A 26178-nucleotide genomic window follows, 5' to 3' on the forward strand; every position below is an offset into this window, starting at 1 on the left:
CTCGGACTACCGGTCGAGCACGAACCAGCCCGACAACGCCGCGGCCGGTGGCGCGACCGTGGTCGTCGGTGGGCCGGTCGGTGGTGCGCCGGCCGGTGGTGACGCCGCAGTCGGTCCCGGGGTGACCGGGGTCGACGATTCGGGCAGACGATCCGCGGAGTCGATGGCGTCGTCCGGTGCGAAGGGATTGGTCTGCACCGACGCTGCCGACGGGCATCGGAAACGTCCCGCCGTGCGTGCCTCGTTCACGCTCGTCATCTGCACCGGGCAGGTCGTCGAGGTGAACGCCGCGCCGTCGGCGACCACCGTGACCTGACCGGTCATGTCGGTGCGCGAGACGAGGTCGGCGAGGGACACCTCGACGATCACGCCGTCGGCGCTGCTGTCGGCGAACACGAACAGCGCACTGTCGAGAGGTGCCACGACGTCGCGATTCCCCCAGCGCGGGAACGTGAAACAGCCATCCGCACTGCTCACGTCGTCGGGGGCGGGTTCGCCGGGCCGCCGTTCCGGCGCGATCGGTGCGGCGATGCGTTGCACGCGGGCGCGCACCTCGCCACGCGAGAACACCAGGCCACCCGGTGCTCGGGTCACCGCGCCGGCGGGCGGTGCTGCGTCACACTCGGCGTCGTCGACACGCGCGTCGACCCGCGCCGCCGAGGAGGTCGACGACCCTGGTCGGTCGCCTGCCGTGATGCCCGAGGTCTGCGCGCCGCAGGCGGTGATCGCGGTCGAGATCCCGACCGCCGTCACCAGCGTGAGCAGCCGCTCAATCCGCCGTGGCGACAAGGGGTTCCAACGTGAGTGTCGGATGCTCTTTCTCGATGTACTGCAGGCGCCATTTGTCGCTGACGAGTGCGAGCATCACGCCGTCGCTGCGTGTGAACACCTCGACACCGCGTTGACGTCCGAGGTCGGCGGCGCTCTCGGCGTCGGTACGGCGCGCCAAGGTGTAGGGAAGATTCTGGATCGAGGTCTCGACGCCGAATTCGCTCTTCATGCGCGCGGTCACGACCTCGAACTGCATCGGTCCGACCGCGGCGAGCACAGGGGAGGCGTCGCCACGGATCTCGTTGCGCAGGACCTGCACCACGCCTTCGGAATCGAGCTGGTCCATCGCCTTGCGGAACTGCTTGTACTTGCCCGCGCTCTCCGCGCGCAACACCGCGAAGTGCTCGGGCGCGAACGACGGGATGGGCGGGAACTCGACCGCCTCGTCGGTGTAGAGGGTGTCACCGGGCGCGAGCGCCATCGCGTTCACCAAGCCGACGACGTCGCCCGGGTAGGCGGTGTCGACCGTGGACCGGTCACGTCCGAAGACGGCCTGTGCGTACTTCGTGGCGAACGGTTTTCCGGTCTGGGCGTGGGTGACCACCATGCCGCGCTCGAACTCGCCGGACACGATCCGCATGTAGGCCAGGCGATCTCGGTGTGACGAGTCCATCCCGGCCTGCACCTTGAACACCACCGCGCTGAACGGATCGGTGACCTCGCGGTCGTGGTGGTCGATGCCCTCGCGGCCCGCGGGCGGAGGGGCGAGTTCGACGAGTGCCTCGAGCAGCTGGCGGACACCGAAATTCAGTGCGGCGGAGGCGAAGATCATGGGCGAGGTCTCGCCGGCGAGGAACAGCTCCTCGTCGTGATCCTGGCCCATCTCCGACAGAAGGTCGCTCTCCTCGACCGCTGCGGTCCACTCATCACCCTCGCGGACGGCCGCGGCCTCGGCGCTGAGCAGTTCCTCGGGGGCGATGGTGGCACCACCGGCGGTGCGGGTGAAGCGGATGTACTCACCGGTGCGTCGGTCGAGGACGCCGCGGAAGTCGCCGGCGATGCCGACCGGGAAGTACAGCGGGGTGGGGGTGAGGCCGATGCGTTCGCTGATCTCGTCGATGAGTTCGAGCGGCGTGCGACCGGGCCGGTCCCATTTGTTGACGACGGTGATGACGGGCACCCCGCGGTGGCGGCAGACCTGGAACAGCTTGAGTGTCTGCGGTTCCAGGCCTTTCGCCGCGTCGATGAGCATGACCGCGGCGTCGACCGCGGTGAGCACCCGATAGGTGTCCTCGGAGAAGTCGGCGTGGCCGGGGGTGTCGACGAGGTTGATCACCGCGACCTCGGTGTCGCCGGTGTCGGGGTCGGAGATGGTGTAGTTGAACTGCAGCGCAGTGGAACTGACCGAGATACCGCGCGCCTTCTCCATCTCCATCCAGTCCGAGACCGTCGACTTGCGGCCGGCCTTGCCGTGGATGGCACCGGCCTCACTGATCATCCGGGCGTGCAGCGCGAGCGCCTCGGTCATCGTGGATTTACCCGCGTCGGGGTGGGAGATGATGGCGAAGGTACGCCGCCGCGCGACCTCTCGGGCAACGGTGTCGGGGCTGGCACTCACCGCCGCAAGGTTACGCGACACCGCTGGTCAGACGAAAATTGCTCATCCGTAGCAGTGTTTCCCGCTGAGCGGGAAACACTGCTACCGATCCGATGAGGGGAACCCGCCGTCGCGGGTACGCGTCGGAAGTGATGTGCAACCCGCGATCCGTCGAATCCTCGCCCATCAGGATGGTGTCATCACCCGTCGAGCCGCCCTCGAAGCAGGCTTGAGCAGTTCGGCGATCGGGCGGTTGATCGACTCCGACACCTGGTCGCGTGCGGGAAACGGGGTCTACGTCGCGACCGACCGGCCGTTCGGCGACCGTGCGCGCGCGTGCGTGTGGCATGTGCCCGCGTCGGCGCCGACGCGGTGCTCGCCGGGATGGCCGCGGCGTGGTGGCACGGTGTGGGTGAGCGCGCGCCCGGCACGGTTGCGGTCATCGCGCCGCGAGGTCGCAACGGCCGCCGGCTCTCGGGCGTCCTCGTGACCCACCGAGACCTCGACGAACGCGACATCGTCGTCCGCTCCGAGCTGGCGGTGGCGGCCCTGCCGTTGGCCGTTCTGGAGGCGGCGTCGAACGAGGGCGCCCTGGCGGTCCTGGACCAGGCGTTGCTGCGGGGTCGCGTGTCGATGAAACAGTTGCACGATGCGCACGCCCGCTACCCCGGCAGGCGCGGAGCCGCATCGACGCGGCGCATCCTCGCAGCCGCAGCATCGGGGGCACGGTCAGAGGCAGAACGGATCCTGGTCGCGTTGTTGCGCCGATCCGATATCCGCGGGTGGCGTGCGAACCGCGAGAGGGGCGGCCATCTCGTCGATCTCGTCTTCGACGCTGCCCGCGTTGTCGTCGAGGTCGACGGCATGGCCTTTCACACCGACGCCGAGACTTTTCAACGCGACCGACGGCGTCAAAACGAGCTCATCAACGCTGGATGGGCAGTCTTGCGGTTCACGTGGACCGACGTGACGACACGCCCCGGCTATGTGGTGGCGACCATCCGCCGGGCCCTTGAACGCGGACGTAGCGATGTTTCCCGTTGAGCGGGAAACATCGCTACCGATGCCGTCAGAGGCTGGTGATCTTCGGGGCCGGGGGAAGGGTGACGACCTGGCCGGCGTAGGTGAGACCTGAACCGAAGCCGAGGAGCAGCGCGGTCTGGCCGCCCTTGGCCTTGCCGGTCGCGAGCATCTCCTCCATCGCGAGGGGGATCGAGGCGGCCGAGGTGTTGCCGGTGTTCTCGATGTCGTTGGCCATCGCGACGTGGTCGCCGAACCCGAGGTTTTTCTTCATCAACTCGTTGATGCGGGCGTTGGCCTGGTGGGGCACGAACACCTCGATGTCATCGACCGAGACACCGGCGTCGGTGAGCGTCGACGACAACGCCTTGGGGAGGGTGATCGCGGCCCAGCGGAACACCTTCGACCCCTGCATCGTCACCACCATCCGGTTGACCGGATCGGTCTCGGGATCGAGCGCCTGGTGCTCCTCGGCGCGGTCCATGTACTCGATGATGTCGTAGCTCTGCCCGATGGCCTCGGCGTTCTCACCGTCGCTGCCCCACACCGTCGGGGAGATGCCGTTCTCCTCGCTGGGGCCGACGACGACCGCGCCGGCACCGTCACCGAAGATGAAGGCGGTATTGCGATCGGTGGGGTCGAGGACGATCGACAGGGTCTCGACGCAGATCAGCAGGACGTACTCGCTCGAGCCGGCGCGCACCATGTCGGCCGCCATGCCCAGTCCGTAGCCGAATCCGCTACAGCCCGAGGCAAGATCGACCGCCGCGACACCGTTGATACCGAGGTCGTAGGCGATCTGCGGCGCACCGTGCGGGATCTTGGTCTTCCAGCTCAGCGTCGCCAGGAGCACCGCTCCGATCTTCTCCTTCGGGATACCGGAGTTGGCGATCGCGCGTTCACCGGCGGCCACGGCCATCGACCGGGCCGTCTCGTCGCCGCTGATGTAGCGACGGTTGCGGATGCCGCTGCGCCCGAAGATCCACTCGTCGGAGGAGTCGAGGGTCTCGCAGACCTCGTCGTTGCTCACCAGTCGGGTCGGGCGGTAGGCGCCGATGCCCAGCATGGCGACGTTCTCGCGGCCTTTGTTGGCCTTGATGGCGGTCACGGTGATCTCCTCATGAGGTAGATGGCGCGGGGCGGTTCACCACGCGTGGACGGTGTTCTGGGCGTCGTCGAGCGTCGAGGTGATCAGCAGTTCGATCGCGTCGACACCGTTGCCGATCATCAGGTCGACCTCGGTGCGCTGCGCGCTCGCGAAGGGCTTGAGTACGAAATCGGCCGGGTCCTGGCGCCCGGGGGGACGCCCGATCCCCAGACGCACCCGCAGGTAGTCACGGGTTCCCAGCGCCGAGGAGATGGACCGGAGTCCGTTGTGGCCACCCTCGCCGCCGCCACGTTTGAGGCGCACCAGACCGAAGTCGATGTCGAGTTCGTCGTGGGCGACGATGACGTCGGTCGGGTCGATCGAGAAGAAGGACGCGAGCGGACCGACCTGGCGTCCGGTCTCGTTCATGAACACCCGAGGGCGTGCGATGAGGACAGACGATCCGGCCACCGACACCGTGGCGACGTCGGCGCCGGATCGTTTGTGGAGCTTGAAACGTTCGCCGGCCCCGGCGACCATCGCGTCGACGACCATCGCACCGATGTTGTGGCGCGTGGCTGCGTAGCGAGGTCCCGGGTTGCCGGGGCCGACGACGAGTCGCACTCAGTCGTCGGAGGAGTCGCCCTCGGACGCGGACTCGTCGCCCTCGCCCTCGGCGGATTCCTCGACGCCCTCGGATTCCTCGTCGCCCTCGGCGTCGGGCAGCAGATCCTGGTCGAGCTCGGCCTCGAGGTCCTCCTCGGTCGGCGCCTCGTTGACGGCCACGATGAGGATCTCGGGATCGGTGATGAGGGTGACGCCGTCGGGCAGCTCGAGGTCGGCGGCGGTGACGGTGAGTCCGATCGCGGCCTCCTCCACCGAGACGACGATCTGCTCGGGGATGGCCATGACGTCGGCCTCGATCTCGACGGTGTTGAGGTCCTGGATGACCAGGGTGCCCGGCTGGGGATCACCCTCGACGACCACGGTGACCTCGACGGTGACCTTCTCGCCACGCTTGATCACTAGGAGGTCGGCGTGCTCGATGTAGTTGCGCACGGGGTGCACGTCGACCTGCTTGGTCAGTGCGAGCTGCTTGGTGCCCTCGATGTCGAGCTCGATGACGGCGTTGGTGCCGTTGTTACGCAGGATGGCCGCGAACTCCAGCGAGGGGAGCGCGAGGTGCTGCGGGTCGGTGCCACGGCCGTAGAGCACGGCGGGGACGTTGCCGGCACGACGCGCACGACGGGCCGCGCCCTTGCCGCGCTCGGTGCGGGTGGTGACGGTCAACGGGTTCGCCTGGTTGGCCTGTGTAGCCATGAGATCTCCTGAAATGGTGGGGCTTCGGGTCGGTCGCGGCACTCGGCGGCGGGCATCGACCTCCACATCAGGTGCGGCAGGCGTTGGTCCTCGCCGATAACGGTGGGCGCTTGCGCACCCACCCTCGCCGGACAACGTCGGCAACGATAGCCCAGCGCGCAGCGCCGTGTCACATCTGTGAGCTGGGGAACGACGGCATTCTCACGGGTTCGTCTCAGGCATTGTTCGCCGTCCCGTCACGTCGAGTTGGCGTCGGTGTCGTGCGTCACGCGGAGTATGGGTTCTCCGTACCGAACCCGACGTTCAACCGACCGCACCGAGGAGGCCGCATCGTGAGTGTCTCCGCGCACCACTGCCTCCTGTGGTCGGCCGAGGACGTCGCCGTGCGCTTCCTCGAGTCGCTGGCGGTCGGTGACGCCGAGATCGCCGAGCATCTCCTCGCACCCGACGTCGACTACCGCTGCGGCTTCCTGTGGTCGCGTCAGGGTCGGTCCGATGTCACACGAATGCTCAACCGGATGGTCGGGGCGTCACGCGGCTTCGACGTCGCCATCGCCTCGATCGACCTCGAACCCGGCGGGGACGAGACGACGGGGGACCGGATCGACGTCGTGCGGACGGTACGTACCGACCACGTGGTCTACGGCCGGGTGCGCGTGCAGCTGTCCGTGCGCGGGCGGGCCGAGATCCGCGCAGGGAAGATCGTGGCCTGGCACGACGACGTCGACAGGTGGCATCTCGCGACGGCGATGCTCCGCGGCCTGTGTGGGGCGGTGGTCCCGTCGATGCGTCCCCACCTTCCGCCGCACTGAGATCGGGGACTTCGCCGAGCGGGCCCCGGTGGTTCAGACGATCTCGTCGAGCCGATCGAGTGGCCGGGCGAGCCGGGTGCCGCGGGCGGTCACCACGAAGGGCCGTTCGATGAGACGCGGGTGGGCGGCCATCGCGTCGAGGAGCTCGTCATCGGACGCCTCGGCGAGACCGAGTTCGGCGAACAGCGGTTCCCGGCGACGAACCGCGGCAGCCACCTCGATGCCTGCGTCGGCGATGAGTGTGGCCAGCTCGGCGCGGGTCGGCGGGGTGTCGAGGTAGCGCACGATCGTCGGCTCCACACCCGCCTCGCGCAGCCGGTCGAGGGCCTTGCGCGAGGTCGAGCACTTCGGGTTGTGGAAGATCGTGGCGTCTGTGTTCGAGGAGTCGGAGCCCATCGTGGCGATCAGGCGTGACCGTCGAACAGGCTTGTCACCGAACCGTTCTCGAACACCTGCTGGATGGTCTGGGCCAGCAGCGGGGCGATCGAGAGCACGGTGAGGGTCTCGAACTGCTTGTCCGGGGTGATCGGCAGGGTGTCGGTGGCGATGACCTCGCGTGCGCCGCACGAGGCGAGTCGCTCGGCCGCCGGATGCGAGAACACGCCGTGCGTGGTGGCGATGATGACGTCACCGGCGCCGGCGTCCTTGAGGACCCGGACCGCGCCGGCGATGGTGCCACCGGTGTCGATCATGTCGTCGATGAGCACGCACAGGCGGCCCTCCACGTCACCGACCACGCGGTTGGACTTGACCTGGTTGGGCACCAACGGATCTCGCGTCTTGTGGATGAACGCGAGCGGCGCGCCGTTGAACGAGTCGGCCCACTTCTCGGCGACGCGCACACGACCGGAGTCGGGCGACACCACCGTCACGTTGTCGGTGCCGTACTTGGTACGCACGTACTCGGCCAGCTGGCCCTGCGCGTGCATGTGATCGACGGGGCCGTCGAAGAAGCCCTGGATCTGATCGGTGTGCAGGTCGACGGTGATGATGCGGTCGGCGCCCGCGGTCTTGAGCAGGTCGGCGACGAGGCGGGCCGAGATGGGCTCGCGTCCGCGGTGCTTCTTGTCCTGGCGGGCGTACGGGTAGAACGGCAGGATCGCGGTGATGCGCTTGGCCGATCCGCGCTTGAGGGCGTCGATCATGATCAGCTGTTCCATCAGCCAGGTGTTCAGCGGAGCGGGGTGGCTCTGCAACACGAAGGCGTCGGAGCCGCGGACCGAGTCCTCGAACCGGACGAAGATCTCGCCGTTGGCGAAGTCGCGCGCGGTCTGCGGGGTGACCTCGACGCCGAGTTCCTTCGCGACGGCCTCCGCGAGCTCCGGGTGGGCGCGACCGGAGAAGAGCATGAGGTTCTTCTGATTGTCCGTGGTCCAGTTCACTTCTCGTCCATCTCTGTCGATTTCGCCGGATCGGCGGGGTCGCCGGTGACACCGACGGCCTCCGTCGCACGGCGGGCTGCCTGCGCGGACGGGGTGTCGGGACGCTTGTCGGCGACCCACCCCTCGATGTTGCGTTGACGCCCACCCGAGACCGCCAGTGCACCCGGGGGGACATCTTGCCTGAGCACGGTACCGGCACCGGTGTACGCGCCGTCACCCACGGTCACCGGTGCCACGAACATGTTGTCCGAGCCGGTGCGGCAGTACGAACCGACGGTGGTCCTGCTCTTGGAGACGCCGTCGTAGTTCACGAACACGCTCGACGCGCCGATGTTGCTGTGCTCACCGATGGTCGCGTCGCCGACGTAGGTCAGGTGCGGCACCTTCGAGCCCTCGCCGATCGTGGCGTTCTTCGTCTCGACGAAGGTCCCGATCTTGCCGTCGGCGCCCAGATGCGTCCCGGGTCGCAGGTACGCGAACGGGCCCACCTGGGCGCCGGCACCGATCACCGACTCGCTGGCGTGGGTCCGGATGACCGCGGCACCGTCGCCGATCTCGACGTCGGTGAGGGTGGTGTCGGGTCCGACCACGGCGTGTTCGCCGACCACGGTGCGACCGTGAAGCTGGGTGCCGGGCAGCAGGGCGGCGTCTGCCTCCACGCGGACGTCGATGTCGACCCACGTGGTGGAGGGGTCGACCACGGTCACGCCGCCGAGCATGAGATCGACGAGGATCCGTCGGTTGAGCTCGGCGCCCAGCACGCTGAGCTGCAGCCGGTCGTTGCAGCCGGCGACGAGGGCGGCATCGTCGATGTGGTTGGCGTGCACCGTCTTCCCCATGCTCCGGGCGACGGCGACGACATCGGTCAGGTACACCTCGTTCTGCGCGTTCTGCGTTCCCAGCCGACCGAGCGCTGCGCGCAGGGTCGCCGAGTCGAAGGCGTAGACACCGGAGTTCACCTCGGTGATCAGCTTCTGCTGCGGAGTCGCGTCGGCCTGCTCGACGATCTCGGTGACCTCACCGTCCTGTGTGCGCAACACCCGGCCGTAGCCCGTCGGATCGGGGGCGGTCGAGGTCATCAACGTCACGTGCGAGCCGGTCGCGACATGGTGGTCGCGCAGCTCACGCAGCGCGGCGCCGGTGAGCAGTGGGACGTCGGCGGCGGTGACGACGACGATGCCCTCGAAGTCGTCGGGCAGTCCGGTCAGGCCCGCCCGCACCGCGCCACCGGTGCCGTCCTGGGTCTCCTGCACCGCGGTCGAGATCGGCCGACCGATCGTGTCGGAGACCTCCGCACACGCCGCGGTGACCCGTTCACGCTCGTGGCCGACCACGACGACGAGGTGATCCGGGTCGAGACCCGCGGCGGCGTGGATCGAGTGGGCGAGCAGGGTGCGTCCGCAGATGCGGTGCAACACCTTCGGCACCGACGATTTCATACGGGTGCCCGCGCCCGCGGCGAGGATGAGGACGGCGGTCGGAACCGTCTGATCCGCGGGTCCGAGGTCGGTGTTCAGGGCGGTCATGGAACTCCTGTTGTCACTGCCTCGGGATATGGAACGGGTGCGATCCTACGCACTGGTAGAACTTACGAAGGCCACAGGAGTCCGTGACCGTCGGAGAACCGGACGGCGTCGACTCCGCGTCGGGGCGACCCGGGGAAGAGGTAACGGTGAGCGATCGTCGGACAGCAATAGTCACAGGTGCAGGACGCGGGATCGGAGCCGCGATCGCCACGCGGCTCGCCCAGGACGGCCTGGCCGTCGCGGTGCTCGACCTCACCGAGGAATCGTGCGCAGGCACCGTCTCGGCGATCACCGAGGCCGGCGGATCGGCCATCGCGGTCGGTGCCGATGTCTCCGACGAGGCCTCGGTCGCCGCGGCCGTCGACAAGGTCGCCGCCGAACTCGGCGCGCCGACCGTGCTGGTCAACAACGCCGGCATCCTGCGCGACAACCTGCTGTTCAAGATGTCGGTCGACGACTGGGACGCCGTGCTCGGCGTGCATCTGCGCGGTGCCTTCCTCATGACCCGCGCGGTCCAGAAGCACATGGTCGACGCCGGATGGGGTCGCGTGGTCAACCTCTCGAGCACCTCGGCACTCGGCAACCGCGGCCAGGCGAACTACTCGGCGGCCAAGGCGGGGATGCAGGGCTTCACCAAGACCCTCGCCATCGAGCTCGGCAAGTTCGGCGTCACCGCCAACGCGATCGCCCCCGGGTTCATCCAGACCGACATGACGAAGGCCACCGCCGAGCGCGTCGGGATGGAGTGGGAGGACTTCGTCAAGGCCAACGCCGAGTCCATCCCGGTCAAGCGCGGCGGCGTGCCCGAGGACATCGCCCACACCGCCTCGTTCTTCGCCAGCGAGGGTGCCGGGTTCGTCTCCGGCCAGGTCATCTACGTCGCGGGCGGCCCGCGCGACTGACATGCAACAATCGTCGCGGCACGTCTGACGTGCCGGTCCCCCATGGTGTAATCGGCAACACTTCTGATTTTGGTTCAGGCATTCCAGGTTCGAGTCCTGGTGGGGGAGCCACCACATGTCACAGTGGGGGAGCCTTTGTCTTCTCACACCGCGTGCATGAAACTCTTCTGCTCGCGGCGGCCGGTGAAGCGCCACGCGTCGTCGATGCGGGCGAAGGTGTCGTGGTACCAGACCCCGACGAGCAGCATCTGCTGCTTCTCGCCGCCCGCGAGGACCATCGGGTTGAAGCACATGGTGGTCGCCGAGGCGGTGTCGCCCGACAGCGCGATCGAGTGGTTGCCGTTGAGGTGCTGGTAGTCGGAGAACAGGGCCAGGTTCTCGCGGAGCCACGGCACCACCTGCGCCGCGGTTCCCACCGCACCGCCGACCGCGGAGTAGTCGATCACCGCGTCGGGCGTGAACAACTCGCGCAGACGGTCGAAGTCGCGGGTGTCGACGGCTGTCGCATAGTCGGTGATGAGCGCGGTGATCTCCATGCGGTCGGAGATCTCGGAGAGGTCCATCATGGCTCGAAAATAGTGCGATCGACCCTGCCGCGGACCGGAGATGGGAAGATCGTGGGCAAGCGATCGACGCGGATCCCCACGATCGGCGCGCGCACGGGTGGGGGTGAAGACATGGCAGTCGACAGACCGGCCGATGCCGAGAAGGAGGTCCGCGCGGCGCCGCGCACCCGCATGACCGGCCCGCAGCGACGTCTTCAACTCATCGAGGTCGCGCGCGGACTGTTCGCCGAACGGGGCTTCGAGGGCACCTCGGTGGAGGAGATCGCCCAGCGTGCCGCGGTGTCGAAACCCGTTGTCTACGAACACTTCGGCGGCAAGGAAGGTCTCTACGCCGTCATCGTGGACCGTGAGATGGAGACGCTGCTGGAGATGGTGACGCTCTCGCTCACCACCAATCGGTCGCGACAACGGGTGGAGAGCGTTGCGCTGGCGCTGCTGACCTACATGGAGGACCGTACCGACGGCTTCCGGATCCTGGTGCACGGCAGCCACGGTGGTGGCGCCGACGCCAAGTACTCGAGCCTGCTCAACGACGCCATCAGCCAGGTCGAGCACCTTCTCGCCGGCGACTTCGAGCGCCGCGGGTTCGACGCGGGGCTCGCGCCGCTCTACGCTCAGGCCCTGGTCGGCATGGTCTCGGTGACCGCCCAGTGGTGGCTCGACGTCCGCGAACCCGCGAAGGAGGTCGTCGCGGCGCATCTGGTGAACCTCTGCTGGAACGGGTTGACCAACCTCGAGATCTCGCCGGAACTCGCCGATTCAGCGCATGCCTCGACCGCGTCGGACGACGCCGCTCCCGAGAAGTCGGGACCCGACGCCGTCGAGAACTGATCAGTCCAGCGACACACTGCGTTTGGATAGACCCATCCAGAAGCCTTCGATCACCTGATCGGGGATCTGGCCGGGGTCGTCGCTCGCGCCGAGCGTGACGAACAGCGGTGCGAAGTGCTCGATGGTGGGGTGCGCGTAGGGCATCCCGGGTGCGCGGTTGCGGAAGTCGACGAGCCCGTCGACATCGCCGGTGGCGAACCGCTCCGCGGTCCACGCGTCGAACTCCTGCGACCAGCCCGGGGCGACCGCGTCGGGCCGCGGGTCGGTGAGGAACGGCAGGCCGTGGGTGGTGAATCCGGACCCGAGGATGAGGACGCCCTCGTCGCGCAGTTCGCGCAGGCGGCGGCCGAGTCCGATGAGCGCCGTCGGGTCGAGGGTGGGCAGGGAGATCTGGACGACGGGGATGTCGGCGTCGGGGTACATCACGGTCAGCGGGATGAACGCGCCGTGGTCGAGGCGGCGTTGGGCGTCGTGATGGATGGCCATCGGGTCGGGCATCATCGCCGCCACGCGGTCGGCGAGTTCGGTCGCGCCGGGCGGGGCGTAGGTGATGTCGTAGAACCGCTGCTCGAAACCCCAGAAGTCGTAGGTGAGGGGTGTGCGGGGATCGGTGGAGCCGATGGTGAGCGGCGCCGATTCCCAGTGCGCGGACACCACCAGGATGGCGGTCGGCCGAGGCAGATCGCCGGCGAGCGCCCGCAGTTCCCCGACCCAGCGGTCGTCGTCGAGTAGCGGGGGCGCACCGTGGCTGATGAACAGTGACGGGGTGCGGACGGGGCTCACGATCGTCATGAGAGTGAAAACGGACCGGAGTCCGATTCTGTTCCCGGGACGGTGTACTGCAACACCGCGCAGTCGATCCATCGGCCGTGTTTGTGTCCGATGCTCTGCAGGACACCGGTCTGCACGAATCCGAACCGTTGGTGCAATCGGATCGAGACGTCGGACGAGATGATCGAGATCACCGCCACCACCCGCCGCACCGACGACGGGTCGAGGTCGGAGAGCAACGCCTCGAGCAACGTCGAACCCAAGCGGCGACCTGTCGCATCGGGACGCAGATAGATCGAGTCCTCGGCGGTCCAGTCGAACGCGCGCTTGGTGCGGAAATCGCCGAGATAGGCATACCCCAGCACCACCTCGCCACCGGAGTCGTCGGGCGCGACGGCGACGATGAACGGCCGCCCTCTCGCGGTGATCGCGGCGACGCGTCCCTCCCAGTCGGCGGTGGTGGGGGATTCGTAGTCGAAGGTGATGACCGAGTTCTCGACGTAGTGCTGATAGATCGCGGCGATCTGGGGGCAGTCGGCCGCCGTCGCGGTGCGGACGGTGACGCTCATGCCGACAGGTCCGATCCGGTCAGCGCGACCGCGGTCTCCCAGAAACGCTCGGCCAGAACGGGATCGGCGGCCTGTGTCGACCGTCCGACGAGCGTGGGCGCCCCGCGCATCCCGAGGAGTCCGTCGGGGCCGACGAAGCTGCCCGACGGGATGGGCATGGCCGCGGCGTACAGGCTGCACGCAGCACCGGCCACCGCGGTGTTCGCGATCGTGTTGCCGAGCCACGTCACCAGCGCATCGAGGGCGGCGACACGGGTCACCCCGGTCATCTCGGTGGCCGCCCAGCCCGGATGGGCCATCGCGGTCGTCACCTCCGATCGCGCTGCCCGCAGTCGGCGGTCGAGGGCCAGCATCCACAGCGCCTGGGCCAGTTTTGACTGCGCGTAGGCATGGGCCCCGGAGAACGCGCGACGCTCGAAGTGCAGATCGGCGAAGTCGACCCGACCGGCCTTGTGCACGGTGGAGTTGATGGCCACGATCCGTCCGCGGATGCGGTCGGCGAGGAGGTTGGTGAGGACGAACGGTCCGAGGGCGTTCGTCGCGAGCGCCGCCTCGAAACCCTCTGCGGTCGTGACCCGGGACGTGGGCAACACGCCAGCATTGTGGACGAGGATGTCGATCTCGCCGACCGCATCGGCGAACCGTTCCATCGAATCCCGGTCGGTCAGGTCGAGGGTGGCCGCAGTACTCGGGCCGCCCAGCGACCGGGCGACCGCATCGGCGGCGTCGTGATCGCGCCCGGCGACGATCACCGTCGCCCCGGCGGCAGCCGCCCCCCGGGCGGTTGCGACACCGAGCCCACGGGTCGCCCCGGTGACGACCATGGTGACGCCGTCGAGACGGGGGAGTCGCGCTGCGGTCCAGGTCATGGCGTCACGATACGACGCCCGGTGTCGCGCGGCCGCACACGCCGTCGCCACGCAGCGCGTCAGTAGAGCATGCGCCGGTAGTTCTCCTCGGCGTAGTGCTGCTCGAGTTCGGCGAGTCCCGGGCTCGCCATCACCGCATGGCTGATCTCGGCGACACTCGGCAGGTCGTCGGGGTGCCAGGTGTCGGTGTCCCACAGGTGCGACCGCATGAACGCCTTCGCGCAGTGGAAGAACGTCTCGTCGACGCTGATCTCCAACGCCAGGATCGGACGGTGTCCGGAGACGACCATGTCGTCGAAATAGTCGGCGTCGGAGACGATGCGGGCGGTGCCGTTGATGCGCAGGGTGTCCCCGCGACCGGGTACCACGAACAGGGTCCCGACGTGCGGATCGGTCAGCACGTTGAGATAGCCGTCGACCCGCTTGTTGCCGGGCCGTTCGGGGATCGCGATCGTGGTGTCGTCGAGGACACGGACGAATCCGGGTGGGTCGCCCTTCGGGGACACATCGACGGAGCCGCCGGCACCGGTCGTCGACACCACGACGAACGGCGACTGCGCGATCCACTCGCGGTGGGTGTCGGTGAGTCGGTCGCGCACCTTGGTGGCGACACGGTCGTTCGGATGCCCCACGATGGACCGCAGCTGTTCGACGGTCGTCACGGTGTGGACGTTCGCTGTGTGATCGTTCGCCGTCGGATCGTTCTGAGGGGGATGCACGTCACCATCCTCACCCGCCGAGGACCGCCTGCGGAACCCCGACGAATACCATCGTGGAGTGGCATCTCCTCCCTCGTCTGTCGATGCGCGCCCCGCCGATCTGCCCCCTGCCGGTGTGAGCGTCGACCCGCTCGCCGGACTCGCCGCCGTCGCATGTGGCGATTCGGCGATCGCCGGCATCCGCGCGCTGCGCGGCCGTCGAACACTCGACATCACCGGCCCCGACGCGGCCCGACCCTTCGTGCTCGCCGCGGCGGCGCAGGCGGGAGACGACCCGGCCGTGCCGACGGGCCCGCTGCTGGTGGTGTCGGCCAACGGTCGCGAGGCCGACGATCTCACCACCGAGCTCCGGCAGATGATCGGTGACTCGGTCGCGCAGTTCCCGTCGTGGGAGACACTGCCCCACGAACGGCTCTCGCCCAGCGCCGACACCGTCGGTGCCCGGCTCCAGGTCCTGCACCGCCTCGCCCATCCCACCGACGCCGCCTATGGGCCACCGCTCACGGTGGTGGTGACCACCGTGCGCTCGCTGGTGCAACCCATGGCGCCCGGCGTGGGCGACACCGACCCCATCACCCTGCGCGAGGGCGCGGAGTTCGACTTCGACGCACTGCTCGCGCGCCTGGTGGAACTGGCCTACGAACGGGTCGACATGGTCGGCAAGCGCGGCGAGTTCGCGGTGCGCGGCGGCATCCTCGACGTGTTCCCCACGACCTCGGATCTCCCGGTGCGCGTGGAGTTCTGGGGCGACGAGATCACCGAACAGCGAGCGTTCTCGGTGGCCGATCAGCGCAGCCAACCGGAGATCGACGCCTCGGTGGTGCACGTGCACCCGTGTCGTGAACTGATCCTCACCGACGCCGTGCGGGCACGCGCCGCGGAACTGATCGACACCGAGGGCACCGACCGTTCACTCACCGAGATGTTGACGAAGCTCTCGGAGGGCATGCCGGCCGAGGGGATGGAGGCGCTCATCCCGGTCCTCGTGGGTGGGCAGATGCAGCTGCTCACCGAGGTGATGCCCGAGGGCACCCATGTGCTGGTCCTCGACCCGGAGAAGGTGCGCACCCGCGCCGCCGATCTCGCGAAGACCGGCGCGGAGTTCCTCGAGGCGTCGTGGACGGCGGCGTCGATGGGTGGCGACGCGCCGCTCGACTCCAGCGCGGGCGACGGCAACGGTCTGGGCGGAATCGACCTGCAGGCCAGCAGCTATCGGCCCCTGTCCGAAGTCGAGGAGACCACCGTCGCCGCGGGTCGACCGTGGTGGACGATGAGTCCGCTGGAGACCTCACCAGATGCCGACGACGAGACGACCGTCCGCCTGGACCTCGCGGCCGGCCCCGCCCCCCGAGGATCGGAGAACGAGCTCGCGACGACCTTCGCGTCGTTGCGGGCGCACGTGACCACCGGTGGACGGGCGACGATCGTCGTCGCCGGACGGGGGACCGCTCAGCGCTACCTGGAACGTCTCGGCGAGGCCGAGGTCCCCGCGGCGCTCGGCGAGCCCGGGTCGACACCGGAACCCGGTGTCGTGTCCATCCTCTGCGGCACGCTGCGGCACGGGTTGGTCTGTCCCGACGCCGGACTGGTCATCGTCTCCGAGGCCGATCTCACCGGTTCGCGCGTCGCCGGGGCCCGGGAGGGCAAACGACTCCCGGCCAAGCGCCGCAACCAGGTCGACCCACTGGCGCTGACCGCAGGCGACATGGTCGTCCACGACCAGCACGGCATCGGCAAGTTCGTCGAGATGATCGAGCGCACCGTCGCCGGCGCCCGCCGCGAGTACCTGGTGATCGAATACGCGCCCAGCAAGCGTGGCCACCCCGGCGACCGTCTGTTCGTGCCGATGGACTCCCTCGATCAGCTCTCCCGCTACGTCGGTGGCGAGCAACCGTCGCTGTCGAAGCTCGGTGGGTCGGACTGGCAGAACACCAAACGCAAGGCACGCAAGGCCGTTCGCGAGATCGCCGGCGAGCTCGTCGCGCTGTACGCCGCACGTCACGCCGCGCCGGGCCACGCGTTCGCCCCTGACACCCCGTGGCAGACCGAGATGGAGGACGCCTTCGGGTTCACCGAGACCGTCGACCAGATGACGGTGATCGGAGAGGTCAAGTCCGACATGGAGAAGGCGGTCCCGATGGACCGCGTCATCGTCGGCGACGTCGGCTACGGCAAGACCGAGATCGCGGTCCGGGCGGCGTTCAAGGCGGTCCAGGACGGCAAGCAGGTCGCCGTGCTGGTCCCGACGACCATTCTGGCGCAACAACATCTGCAGACCTTCACCGAACGGATGGCGGGGTTCCCGGTGACCATCCGCGGCCTGTCGCGGTTCACCGACGCCAAGGAGTCGCGCGAGATCATCGACTCGATGGCCGAGGGTGGCGTCGACATCGTCGTCGGCACACATCGTCTGCTGCAGACCGCGGTCCGCTGGAAGGACCTCGGACTCGTGATCGTCGACGAGGAACAGCGATTCGGTGTCGAACACAAGGAACACATCAAGGCGCTACGGACCCACGTCGACGTGCTGACCATGTCGGCGACACCGATCCCGCGCACCCTGGAGATGTCGATGGCGGGCATCCGCGAGATGTCGACCATCCTCACCCCGCCCGAGGAACGCCACCCGGTGCTCACCTACGTCGGCGCCTATCAGCCCAAGCAGGTCGCCGCGGCGATCAGGCGGGAACTGCTGCGCGACGGCCAGGTGTTCTTCGTGCACAACCGCGTGAGCTCGATCGACAAAGCCGCCAAGAACATCTCCGACATGATTCCCGAGGCCAGGGTCGTGGTCGCGCACGGACAGATGGGCGAGGAACAGCTCGAGCGCACCGTCGCCGGGTTTTGGAACCGCGAGTTCGACGTGCTGGTCTGCACCACGATCATCGAGACCGGTCTCGACATCTCCAACGCCAACACCCTGATCGTCGACCGCGCCGAGGCGCTCGGTCTCTCGCAGCTCCACCAGCTGCGCGGCCGCGTGGGCCGTAGCCGTGAACGTGGGTACGCCTACCTGCTCTACAGCCCGGAGAAGCCCCTCACCGAGACCGCCTACGACCGGCTCGCCACCATCGCGCAGAACAACGAACTCGGCGCCGGTATGGCGGTCGCGCTCAAGGACCTCGAACTGCGTGGAGCGGGAAACGTGTTGGGAGCCGAACAGTCCGGACACGTCGCCGGCGTCGGGTTCGACCTCTACGTGCGGCTCGTCGGCGAGGCCGTGGAGGCGTATCGGGCCGCCGCCGACGGCAAGCCGATCGTGTCGGAGGAGAACCGCGAGGTCCGCATCGATCTGCCCGTCGACGCCCACATCCCGGCCGACTACGTCGACTCCGATCGCCTTCGACTGGAGGCCTATCGCAAACTCGCCGCGGCACTCGACGAATCGGACATCACCTCGATCGTGGACGAACTCCTCGACCGTTACGGTCCGCTGCCCGCCGAGGTGTCGAGACTGGTGTCGGTGGCGAAATTGCGGCTGCTGGCGCGGGAACTCGGCGTCACCGAGATCGGGATGGCCGGCACGCAGGTCAAGATCGCGCCGGTGGCGCTGCTCGACAGCCAACAGATCCGGATCAAGCGCATCTACCCGGGATCGTCGTACCGGGCCACCACTTCTGTTCTCACCCTGCCGGTTCCGCGTACCGCGGGGGTCGGCAGTGCCCGTGTGCGCGACGTCGAACTGATCCAGGTCGTCGCCGACGTGCTGCTGGTGGTCCACGGATCCGACCCGGGCTCGCGGGACATGCGCGGTCCCACGATCACCGACGACCACGCGGTGTCGTGACCGACCCCGCACCCCGCAGCGGTGAGGCGTTGCTCGATGCCGTCGAGCTGATGGATCGCCTGCGCCGCACCGGTCCGTGGGAGGCGGCGCAGACCCACGACTCGCTGCGCCGTTACCTGCTCGAGGAGACCTACGAGCTGCTCGACGCCATCTCCGGGGGCAGTCGCGCCGACCTGCTCGAAGAACTCGCCGACATCCTGCTGCAGGTGCTGTTCCACGCGCGGATCGCCGCCGACGATCCCGCGGAACCGTTCGACATCGACGACGTCGCCCGTGCCTTCACCTCGAAGATCTCCTCGCGCACAGCGGGGGTGCTGGCGGGGGAGACCGACCTCGAGACGCAGTTGCGTCAGTGGGAGGAGAGCAAGGCCGCCGAGAAGGCCCGCGACTCCGTGCTCGACGGGGTGGCGACGTCGCAGCCCGCTCTGGCGTTGACCCAGAAGGTGATCGAGCGCCTCGACGCGACCGGTTTCCCGCGTGACCTGATCCCCGAGTCGCTGTTGACCATCCACTTCGCGACCCACCTCGCGGGCGATCCCGAGGCGAGTCTCGAGGACCGCCAACGCAGCCGGGTCGTGGAGTTCATGGAGCGGGTTCGTGTGGTCGAGACGGCGTTACGGTCGGGCGGGATAACCGCACCCGAACCCGACGACTGGCGTCGCGAGTTCGTGACGGGCGACTGAGAACTGTTCGCAGGTCACTCGTCGGTCGTCGGGGGATCCAGCAGGAGGATGTCGTCGGCGGGCAGGCGCAGGGGGACCTCGGTGAACCGCTCGGCGTGATGCGGGTAGGCGGCTCGGATCCACACCGCGTTGTCGTCGAGCTGGGTCATCGCTACCCGCCGCCACCGCCAATCCGATTGCGGCCGAGTGAAATCGGTGTCCCGGGTGATCGGGATCGGCGCACGTGCCCAACACGGGGCGGTCAGCGACGCGAGCCCTCGCGCAGCCAGCACCTCGGCGGCGTCGGCGATGTCGATGCCGGCGGCGACCACCTGGCCGACCGGGTTGACCGCATCGACGACGTCGTCGTCGGGATGGTTCGAGATGGTCCAGCCGATGATCTCGCCGTCGGACGATCGACGGACCGGAAGTCGGCTCCGCCAGCGGTCGATGTCCACGACTCCCACGGTACCGATCTCCTGGGCTCGAGAAGACACCGTGGAGGCTAGCTCGCATCCGTAGCAGACAGTGTCGCTGAGCGATACGAACTGCTACCGATCAGGTGAAGAGGTGCTGTCCCCACCACTCGCCGGGCTTGAGTCCGGGCGGGCAGGCGAAGAGCGCGCTGCCGTTGTGTGTCAGGTACTCCATCATCGCGTCCTTGGAGGCGAGCTGGCGCTGCATGGGGACGAACTGGGCGCCGGGATCGCGACAGTAGGCGATGAAGAACAGCCCGGCGTCGAGGTGACCGAAGCCGTCGGATCCGTCGGTGAAGTTGTAACCGCGCCGCAGGATCTGGATGCCGTTCAGATTGTCCGGATGGGCCAGTCGCACATGGGCGTTGCGGGCGATGGTCGGTCCGTCGGAGGTGGCGACCGCGAAGTTCGGGGCGTCGTTCTCGTGGGTCATGCCCAGTGGGGCGCCGACGCCCTTGGTGCGTCCCACGATGGCCTCCTGCTCGAACAGGTTCGCCCGGTCCCAGGGCTCGATGTCCATGCGGATTCGGCGCGCGACGAGGTAGCTGCCGCCGGTCATCCACTGTGCGGGTGCCGGGTTGTCGGCGGGATCGACCCACAACCAGCGGTCGAGGACATCGGTCTGTTCCGCGCGGATGTTCGCGGTGCCGTCCTTGAACCCGAACATGTTCCGCGGGGTCTGCTGGTTCGCGGTGGTCGTGGAGGTGCGACCGAAACCGAGCTGCGACCACCGGACACTCACCACACCGAAACCGAGACGTGCGAGGTTGCGGATGGCGTGCACGGCGACCTGCGGGTCGTTGGCACATGCCTGCACGCAGATGTCGCCGTGGCTGCGTGACGGTTCGATCGCGTCCTTGGCGAAACCCGGGAGATCCTTCAGTGCAGCGGGTTTGCGGTCGCCGATGCCGAAGCGATCGCCGCGGGTGGGATCCGATGCGCTGGGGCCGAACAGCCCCGGGCCGAAACCGATGGTCAACGTCAGCGACGACGCCTCGAGTCCCAGCGCCTCGCCGGTGTCGGCGGGCGGGTTGTACTCGCCGTGGTCGACGGCACCGCCGTCGACGGTCTCCTGGCCCTTGGTCATCCGCTCGGCCGCGGCGGTCCACCGCTTGAGCATGTCGATCAGCTCGTCGCGGGAATCGGTGATCACGTCGAACGAGGCGAAGTGGAGTCGGTCCTGCGCCTCGGTGATGATGCCGGCCTGCCGGGTACCGCGGAACGCCACCACATCCGATGACGACGAGTCGCTCTCGGCGAGACGGGCGCCGGTCACGCCTGCGGCCGCCGCGACCACCACGCCCGCACCCGTCGCCCCGAACAGCGTGCGTCGGGAGAACCGCCGAGACGACGTCGGTGGCTGGGGGGCGGGGGAGGCGGGTTCGGTCACTGACCCAGCACCAACCCCGGGACCTGGCTCAGCGACTGCGACAGTGCATCGATCTGGTCCGACAACGACTTCCGCTTCTCGGCGGGGACGGTGTCGTAGGAGACGTACCCGTCGCCGGAGCGGAACGAGTTGATGTCGTTGCGGATCGTCTGGAACTGGGCGGTGATCTTGTCCATCAACGCCGGGTTCTTCGCCGAGATGACGGGCTGCAGATCGGCGATGAGCGTCTCCGAGCCGTCGATGTTCGCGGCGAAATCGAAGAGGTCGGTGTGGGAGTAGCGATCTTCCTCGCCGCCGACCTTGGTGGCCGCGATCTCGTCGACGAGCGCCTGCGGTCCCTTCACGAACGACTGTGTCTCGAAGGTGAAGTCGGGCTTGGCGACCTCGGTCACCAGACGTCCCACATCGGTGTTCAGCTGCGCGGCGACCTTGTCGATCTCGGGCTTGGTGTCGGTCTTCTGTGCGTTCGCGAGATCCGCGGCGGCGACGTCGCTGCCCTGCTCGCCGACATCGGACTGCTTCGGCGGCCAGAGGAAACGCTCGAGACGATGGAAACCGGTGAACGGCTCGCTGCCGTCGGCGGTGTCGTCCCAGCGCATGTCGATCGCGGGGTCGAGGTCGGGGAACGACTCGGCGACGGGCTCGATGCGCTCGTAGAAGGTGCGGGTGAGTCCGAACTGGGCGCGGGCGGCGTCGAGGTCGCCGGCGATGATCGCGTCGGTGAACGACTTCGTCTGCGCCTGCAGACCGCTGAGTTGGCCCCGCACGTAGGTGAGATAGGTCTGCTTCGCGGACTCGACGCTGGCCGGTGCCTGCGAGCGTTCCTTCTTCTCACCGGAGACGGTGAGGTCCTTGCGGATGCCGTCGCCGACCATGCCCGGCTTGCACGCGACCTGGTAGGTGGCGGGGTCGACGATCTCGACGGTGAGTCGGCCGGTGAGGCCGGGGCCGATGTTCTCGACCTCGCCGAGCACGCGGTTGTTGTTGCCGTAGACGTAGAACTCGGTGACCTTGTCGCCGTTGTTGTTCACGGTGAAGTCGACGTTGCCGGTCTGCGCGTCCGACGTCGACAGGTCGCACGAGGTGTCGGTGGAGGTGACGGCGATCGTCTTCTCCGACGACGTCGCCTTCTCGGTGCAGGCGACGAGGAGCAGTGGTGTCGCCAACACCGCGCATGCGGCGGTGGTCTTCTTGAGCCTGGATGTCACCGGGTTCCCTTTCAGCATCCGGCTCACGCCGGGGTCTCGATACGTGCGGTGGGTGCGGCGGCCGTGGTCTGGCCGGTGCTGCGACGCGGGCGGAAGAACAGGGTCATCACGACGGCGAGGTAGACGACCCACGCGACGACCTGGAGCACCGAGGGCTCCGGGGTGAAGTTGAAGATGCCTCCGAGAAGCGTTCCGTACCAGGACGACTGGTCGTACACCGAGGAGATGTCGAATGCGCGGTCGTTCAGTCCGGGCAGCCAGCCGACGGTCTGTACGGCATGGATCCCGTAGGCCAGGATCCCGGCCGCGACCACGATGAGGAATGCGCCGGTGTAGGTGAAGAACTTCTGCAGGTTGATCTTCACGGTGCCGAAATAGAGGCCGATGGTGATGCCGACCGCGATGAGCACGCCGATGAGCAGCCCCACCAGCGGCCAACTGCTGCCGGAGGTGTTCTCGGCGTAGCCGACCATCAGCAGTGCGGTCTCGATGCCCTCGCGGCCGACGGCGAGGAACGCCAACGCCAGCACGGCGGGCGCGCCGAGTTCGAGGGCGCGGCCCATCCCGGCTTTGAGATCACCCGAGATGTGCGCGGCGGCACCGCGCATCCACAGCACCATGAGGGTGACGATCACGACCGCGACGAGTGAGGCGACCCCGGCCACCGCCTCGGCGGCGAGTCCGGAGATGGTGGACGTGCCGTAGTGGATGCCCGCGAAGACCGCGAACACCATCGCCACGGCGGCCGCGACGCCGATCCACACCCACCGCAGCGCATCGCGCCGGTCGGATTTGACAAGGAACGCGACCAGGATCATCACGACGATGCCGGTCTCGAGCCCCTCGCGCACGCCGATCAGTCCACTACCGAACAACTGGGTCACCACGGAGGGGGAATTCATTCGGCGCGATCCTTCGGGGCTGGGTGACCGCAACGGCGAGCTTAGGCTTCGCAACGTTCGGTAAGGCTAACTTGTGGAGAGTACCCCGCCCGGCGTGGGAACGATAAATGATCCCGGGCAGTTGAGATCCTGAACCGATGAACGGAAAGGGGATCGACGTGCGCACGTCTCGACGGCGCGGTGTGGCCGCGGCCGTGCTGGCGACCGCGGTGGCACTCACCGCGACGGCCTGCATCGATCTCCCGGGACGCACATCGGCGCCGATCCCCGAGGGTGTCCCACCCGGCCCGGGTGCGGCCGTGCCCTATCTCGACATCAACGCCCCCGGGCGTACGGCCGATCGTCTCGAGGCCTGGGCGCGACCCATCGCCTCCTCGACCGGCATCCCGCTGACCTCGATGGAGGCCTACGGCAACGCTGCGGAGATCCAACGGCAGCAGCACCCCGAATGTGGTCTGGCCTGGACGACTCTGGCGGGGGTGGCCGGGGTGGAGAGCAAGCACGGCACCTATCGCGGATCCCGGGTGGCGGCCAATGGCGACGTCCGTCCGCCGATCCGTGGGGTGCTGCTCGACGGGACCGCGGGCAACGCGAAGATCGCCGACACCGACGGCGGCACGCTGGACGGCGACAGCACCCTCGACCGGGCGATGGGGCCGTTCCAGTTCATCCCCGAGACGTGGAAGCGCTACGGCGTCGATGCGAACGGCGACGGTGTGGCCAGCCCGGACAACATCGACGACGCCGCATTGTCGGCGGCGCGGTACCTGTGCGTCTCCGGCGGAGACCTGACCACTCCGCAGGGCTGGGAGAAGGCGGTCATGGTCTACAACAACTCGATGAAGTACGTGCTCGACGTCCGCGATCACGCCAATGCCTACTCGGTGGACGTCGCCTTCTAGCCACCCGTGCGGACGTCGGTTGCAGGGTCGGTCGCCGGTGCGGGCGAGTCAGACGCCGGTCGACGGGGTCGTTGGCATTAGTCTTTGAGCCGAACATGGCGTTCGGCGACCGGCACCCGGTCTCGCCGACGCCGTCGAGCGACGACGAAGGGGCGCCACGTGGCCACGATCGATCAGGTGGGAGCGCGAGAGATCCTCGACTCCCGGGGGAATCCGACCGTCGAGGTCGAGGTGGTCCTCGACGACGGGACCTTCACCCGCGCCGCGGTGCCCTCGGGCGCCTCCACCGGTGAGCACGAGGCCGTCGAACTCCGCGACGGCGGCGATCGCTACGGCGGCAAGGGTGTCACCAAGGCCGTCGAGTCCGTCCTGGGCGAGATCGCCCCCGCCGTCATCGGTATCGAGGCCGACGATCAGCGCGTCGTCGATCAGGCCCTGCTCGATCTCGACGGCACGGCCGACAAGTCGCGCCTCGGCGCCAACGCCCTGCTCGGTGTGTCGCTCGCGGTCGCCAAGGGTGCCGCCGAATCGGCCGGCCTCCCGCTGTTCCGCTACGTCGGTGGCCCGAACGCCCACATCCTCCCGGTGCCGATGATGAACATCATCAACGGAGGCGCGCACGCCGACAGCGGTGTCGACGTGCAGGAGTTCATGATCGCCCCCGTCGGCGCGCCGACGTTCAAGGAGGCGCTCCGCTGGGGCGCCGAGGTCTACCACGCGCTGAAGTCGGTGCTGAAGGACAAGGGCCTGTCGACCGGTCTGGGTGACGAGGGCGGCTTCGCCCCCGACCTCGCCGGCACCAAGGCCGCGCTCGACCTCATCGTCGAGGCCATCGGCAAGACCGGTTTGACCCCCGGCCGCGACATCGCGCTCGCGCTCGATGTCGCCGCGACCGAGTTCTACACCGCGGGAACCGGTTACGCCTTCGAGAAGGAGACCAAGTCGGCCGCCGAGATGTCGGCCTTCTACGCCGAGCTCGTCGCGTCGTACCCGCTCGTCTCCATCGAGGACCCGCTCGACGAGAACGACTGGGACGGATGGGTGTCGCTGACGGAGTCCATCGGCGACAAGGTGCAGCTGGTCGGCGACGACCTGTTCGTGACCAATCCCGAACGCCTCGAGGACGGCATCAACAAGGGTGCCGCGAACGCGTTGCTGGTGAAGGTGAACCAGATCGGCACGCTCACCGAGACCCTCGATGCCGTCGCGCTCGCCCACAACAACGGCTACAAGACGATGATGAGCCACCGGTCGGGCGAGACCGAGGACACCACCATCGCCGACCTCGCCGTGGCGTGCAGCTGCGGCCAGATCAAGACCGGTGCACCGGCGCGCAGCGAGCGCGTTGCGAAGTACAACCAGCTTCTCCGCATCGAGGAGGGCCTGGGCGACGCCGCCCGCTACGCAGGCGATCTGGCGTTCCCGCGCTTCTCGTTCGAGGGCTGAGCAGGAGGACCCGGACCGTGACGGCGTACGACCGATGACAGGGCGCAACGATCGACGGGGGCGGGGGCGCGGTTCTGCGCGCCCCACCCCGACACGTCGTGCCGACGGTCGTCGCGCCGGCGGCTCGCGCTCGGATCGGGCGCGCGTCGAGTCGCGTCGCGCCGAGATCTCGGATCCCCTCGACACCGCGGCGTCGATCGACGACGACATCGACGAGGCGACCGCCACCCCTGTGGGTCGCGACGTCGGTTCCACGGTCGCCGCCGATCGCCCACGTCGACGTCTCGTGCGCGGCATGAGTCCAAAACGTGCCGTGATCCTCGCGATGGTGGTCAGCGTGGTCGCGTTGACACTCGCGGTGCCGCTGCGGACCTATTTCTCGCAGCAGTCGGAAGCCGACCAGCTCGCCGGCGCCAACTCCTCGCTGCGGACCGAGGTCTCCGAACTGCAGTCGAAGGTCGACGAGCAGAGCGATCCCGCATACATCCAGGCCCAGGCCCGCGATCGGCTGCAGTTCGTGATGCCCGGTGACAAAGCCGTCGTGATGCAGTTCCCGATACCGCCCGCGAAATCCGACGAGGAGAAGCGGGCCGAGCGCTTGGCCGGAAACGCCTGGTACACCAATCTCCTGGATTCGGTGTCCACGCCGGCGCAACGGTGAGG

At 68.3% G+C, this 26178-nt stretch carries 27 protein-coding genes and 1 tRNA gene; 11 read left to right on the top strand and 17 right to left on the bottom strand.

What is annotated here, in order from left to right; genetic code table 11:
• Positions 1-6 precede the first annotated feature (6 nt).
• Together ACLBW1_RS06025 and ACLBW1_RS06030 are read right to left on the bottom strand one after the other, a co-directional pair.
• Positions 7-753 carry a hypothetical protein gene (locus ACLBW1_RS06025; RefSeq protein WP_447810690.1) on the bottom strand — a complete coding sequence of 249 codons (747 nt, stop codon included), beginning with the start codon at positions 751-753 and terminating at the stop codon, positions 7-9.
• A gap of 16 nt (positions 754-769) precedes the next feature.
• Positions 770-2389, bottom strand: coding sequence for a peptide chain release factor 3 (locus tag ACLBW1_RS06030; RefSeq protein ID WP_447810691.1), 1620 nt, complete (start codon positions 2387-2389; stop codon positions 770-772).
• 133 nt (positions 2390-2522) lie between these two features.
• Between ACLBW1_RS06030 and ACLBW1_RS06035 the strand changes: the two genes are divergently transcribed.
• The gene (locus tag ACLBW1_RS06035; protein ID WP_447810692.1) at positions 2523-2858 is read left to right on the top strand and encodes a type IV toxin-antitoxin system AbiEi family antitoxin domain-containing protein; all 336 of its coding nucleotides are present in this window, start codon (positions 2523-2525) and stop codon (positions 2856-2858) included.
• Entirely contained in the window at positions 2753-3412 is a 660-nt protein-coding gene (locus tag ACLBW1_RS06040) for an endonuclease domain-containing protein (protein WP_447810693.1), read from the top strand. The genes ACLBW1_RS06035 and ACLBW1_RS06040 overlap by 106 nt, the downstream gene beginning before the upstream one ends.
• 25 nt (positions 3413-3437) lie before the next feature.
• Here ACLBW1_RS06040 and ACLBW1_RS06045 read toward each other — a convergent pair whose 3' ends face one another.
• From ACLBW1_RS06045 to ACLBW1_RS06055, 3 genes are all read right to left on the bottom strand, one after another.
• Positions 3438-4454, bottom strand: coding sequence for a beta-ketoacyl-ACP synthase III (locus ACLBW1_RS06045; RefSeq protein WP_447811163.1), 1017 nt, complete (start codon positions 4452-4454; stop codon positions 3438-3440).
• A 78-nt stretch (positions 4455-4532) separates the two neighbouring features.
• Positions 4533-5099, bottom strand: a complete 567-nt coding sequence (pth, locus tag ACLBW1_RS06050) for an aminoacyl-tRNA hydrolase (protein ID WP_447810694.1) — start codon at positions 5097-5099, stop codon at positions 4533-4535.
• Complete coding sequence (locus tag ACLBW1_RS06055; RefSeq protein ID WP_447810696.1) at positions 5100-5795, bottom strand: 50S ribosomal protein L25/general stress protein Ctc; 696 nt, start codon at positions 5793-5795, stop codon at positions 5100-5102.
• Positions 5796-6127: 332 nt separating this feature from the next.
• Between ACLBW1_RS06055 and ACLBW1_RS06060 the strand changes: the two genes are divergently transcribed.
• Entirely contained in the window at positions 6128-6607 is a 480-nt protein-coding gene (locus ACLBW1_RS06060; RefSeq protein ID WP_447810697.1) for a limonene-1,2-epoxide hydrolase family protein, read from the top strand.
• A 33-nt stretch (positions 6608-6640) separates the two neighbouring features.
• Here ACLBW1_RS06060 and arsC read toward each other — a convergent pair whose 3' ends face one another.
• From arsC to glmU, 3 genes are read right to left on the bottom strand one after another with little or no spacing between them, the layout of a single operon-like run.
• Positions 6641-7003, bottom strand: a complete 363-nt coding sequence (gene arsC, locus ACLBW1_RS06065; RefSeq protein WP_447810698.1) for an arsenate reductase (glutaredoxin) — start codon at positions 7001-7003, stop codon at positions 6641-6643.
• 8 nt (positions 7004-7011) lie between these two features.
• A complete protein-coding gene (locus ACLBW1_RS06070; RefSeq protein ID WP_045821982.1) occupies positions 7012-7989 on the bottom strand; it encodes a ribose-phosphate diphosphokinase in 978 nt (325 codons plus the stop codon).
• The gene (gene glmU, locus ACLBW1_RS06075) at positions 7986-9515 is read right to left on the bottom strand and encodes a bifunctional UDP-N-acetylglucosamine diphosphorylase/glucosamine-1-phosphate N-acetyltransferase GlmU (protein ID WP_447810699.1); all 1530 of its coding nucleotides are present in this window, start codon (positions 9513-9515) and stop codon (positions 7986-7988) included. The genes ACLBW1_RS06070 and glmU overlap by 4 nt, the downstream gene beginning before the upstream one ends.
• Before the next feature lie 146 nt (positions 9516-9661).
• On the opposite strand from glmU, the gene ACLBW1_RS06080 reads away from it, so the two are divergent.
• A complete protein-coding gene (locus ACLBW1_RS06080) occupies positions 9662-10417 on the top strand; it encodes an SDR family oxidoreductase (RefSeq protein ID WP_447810700.1) in 756 nt (251 codons plus the stop codon).
• Between the two features lie 36 nt (positions 10418-10453).
• A tRNA-Gln gene (locus ACLBW1_RS06085) sits at positions 10454-10528 on the top strand.
• Between the two features lie 32 nt (positions 10529-10560).
• Here ACLBW1_RS06085 and ACLBW1_RS06090 read toward each other — a convergent pair.
• A complete protein-coding gene (locus ACLBW1_RS06090; protein WP_447810701.1) occupies positions 10561-10983 on the bottom strand; it encodes a nuclear transport factor 2 family protein in 423 nt (140 codons plus the stop codon).
• Positions 10984-11094: 111 nt separating this feature from the next.
• On the opposite strand from ACLBW1_RS06090, the gene ACLBW1_RS06095 reads away from it, so the two are divergent.
• Positions 11095-11814 (top strand): TetR/AcrR family transcriptional regulator, encoded by a 720-nt coding sequence (locus tag ACLBW1_RS06095; RefSeq protein ID WP_447810702.1) that lies wholly within the window; start codon positions 11095-11097, stop codon positions 11812-11814.
• Here ACLBW1_RS06095 and ACLBW1_RS06100 read toward each other — a convergent pair whose 3' ends face one another.
• Genes ACLBW1_RS06100 through ACLBW1_RS06115 form a run of 4 tightly spaced genes read right to left on the bottom strand, consistent with a single transcriptional unit; the run spans position 11815 to position 14685 of the window.
• Positions 11815-12606 carry a dioxygenase family protein gene (locus ACLBW1_RS06100; protein ID WP_447810703.1) on the bottom strand — a complete coding sequence of 264 codons (792 nt, stop codon included), beginning with the start codon at positions 12604-12606 and terminating at the stop codon, positions 11815-11817.
• Complete coding sequence (locus ACLBW1_RS06105; protein WP_447810705.1) at positions 12603-13154, bottom strand: N-acetyltransferase family protein; 552 nt, start codon at positions 13152-13154, stop codon at positions 12603-12605. Before ACLBW1_RS06105 ends, ACLBW1_RS06100 begins: the two co-directional genes overlap by 4 nt.
• The gene (locus tag ACLBW1_RS06110; RefSeq protein ID WP_447810706.1) at positions 13151-14023 is read right to left on the bottom strand and encodes an SDR family NAD(P)-dependent oxidoreductase; all 873 of its coding nucleotides are present in this window, start codon (positions 14021-14023) and stop codon (positions 13151-13153) included. Before ACLBW1_RS06110 ends, ACLBW1_RS06105 begins: the two co-directional genes overlap by 4 nt.
• Before the next feature lie 59 nt (positions 14024-14082).
• Positions 14083-14685, bottom strand: a complete 603-nt coding sequence (locus ACLBW1_RS06115; RefSeq protein WP_447810708.1) for a pyridoxamine 5'-phosphate oxidase family protein — start codon at positions 14683-14685, stop codon at positions 14083-14085.
• 172 nt (positions 14686-14857) lie between these two features.
• Between ACLBW1_RS06115 and mfd the strand changes: the two genes are divergently transcribed.
• On the top strand, positions 14858-18529 hold the full coding sequence (gene mfd / locus ACLBW1_RS06120; protein WP_447811165.1) for a transcription-repair coupling factor: 3672 nt from the start codon (positions 14858-14860) through the stop codon (positions 18527-18529).
• Positions 18526-19212 (top strand): MazG family protein, encoded by a 687-nt coding sequence (locus ACLBW1_RS06125; RefSeq protein WP_447810709.1) that lies wholly within the window; start codon positions 18526-18528, stop codon positions 19210-19212. The genes mfd and ACLBW1_RS06125 overlap by 4 nt, the downstream gene beginning before the upstream one ends.
• A 14-nt stretch (positions 19213-19226) precedes the next feature.
• Here ACLBW1_RS06125 and ACLBW1_RS06130 read toward each other — a convergent pair whose 3' ends face one another.
• The 4 genes from ACLBW1_RS06130 to efeU form a co-directional block, all read right to left on the bottom strand.
• Positions 19227-19649 (bottom strand): hypothetical protein, encoded by a 423-nt coding sequence (locus ACLBW1_RS06130; RefSeq protein WP_447810711.1) that lies wholly within the window; start codon positions 19647-19649, stop codon positions 19227-19229.
• A 100-nt stretch (positions 19650-19749) separates the two neighbouring features.
• Entirely contained in the window at positions 19750-21057 is a 1308-nt protein-coding gene (gene efeB, locus ACLBW1_RS06135) for an iron uptake transporter deferrochelatase/peroxidase subunit (protein ID WP_447810712.1), read from the bottom strand.
• Positions 21054-22265, bottom strand: a complete 1212-nt coding sequence (gene efeO, locus ACLBW1_RS06140; protein WP_447810713.1) for an iron uptake system protein EfeO — start codon at positions 22263-22265, stop codon at positions 21054-21056. The genes efeB and efeO overlap by 4 nt, the downstream gene beginning before the upstream one ends.
• Before the next feature lie 23 nt (positions 22266-22288).
• Complete coding sequence (gene efeU, locus ACLBW1_RS06145) at positions 22289-23167, bottom strand: iron uptake transporter permease EfeU (protein WP_447810715.1); 879 nt, start codon at positions 23165-23167, stop codon at positions 22289-22291.
• A gap of 137 nt (positions 23168-23304) precedes the next feature.
• On the opposite strand from efeU, the gene ACLBW1_RS06150 reads away from it, so the two are divergent.
• From ACLBW1_RS06150 to ACLBW1_RS06160, 3 genes are all read left to right on the top strand, one after another.
• Positions 23305-24069 carry a lytic transglycosylase domain-containing protein gene (locus tag ACLBW1_RS06150; RefSeq protein WP_447810717.1) on the top strand — a complete coding sequence of 255 codons (765 nt, stop codon included), beginning with the start codon at positions 23305-23307 and terminating at the stop codon, positions 24067-24069.
• Between the two features lie 159 nt (positions 24070-24228).
• A complete protein-coding gene (gene eno, locus ACLBW1_RS06155) occupies positions 24229-25515 on the top strand; it encodes a phosphopyruvate hydratase (RefSeq protein ID WP_447810719.1) in 1287 nt (428 codons plus the stop codon).
• Between the two features lie 34 nt (positions 25516-25549).
• Positions 25550-26176: an FtsB family cell division protein gene (locus ACLBW1_RS06160; protein ID WP_447810721.1), complete on the top strand. Its 627-nt coding sequence runs from the start codon at positions 25550-25552 to the stop codon at positions 26174-26176.
• Positions 26177-26178: the final 2 nt, after the last annotated feature.

Source organism: Williamsia sp. M5A3_1d (assembly GCF_053345315.1).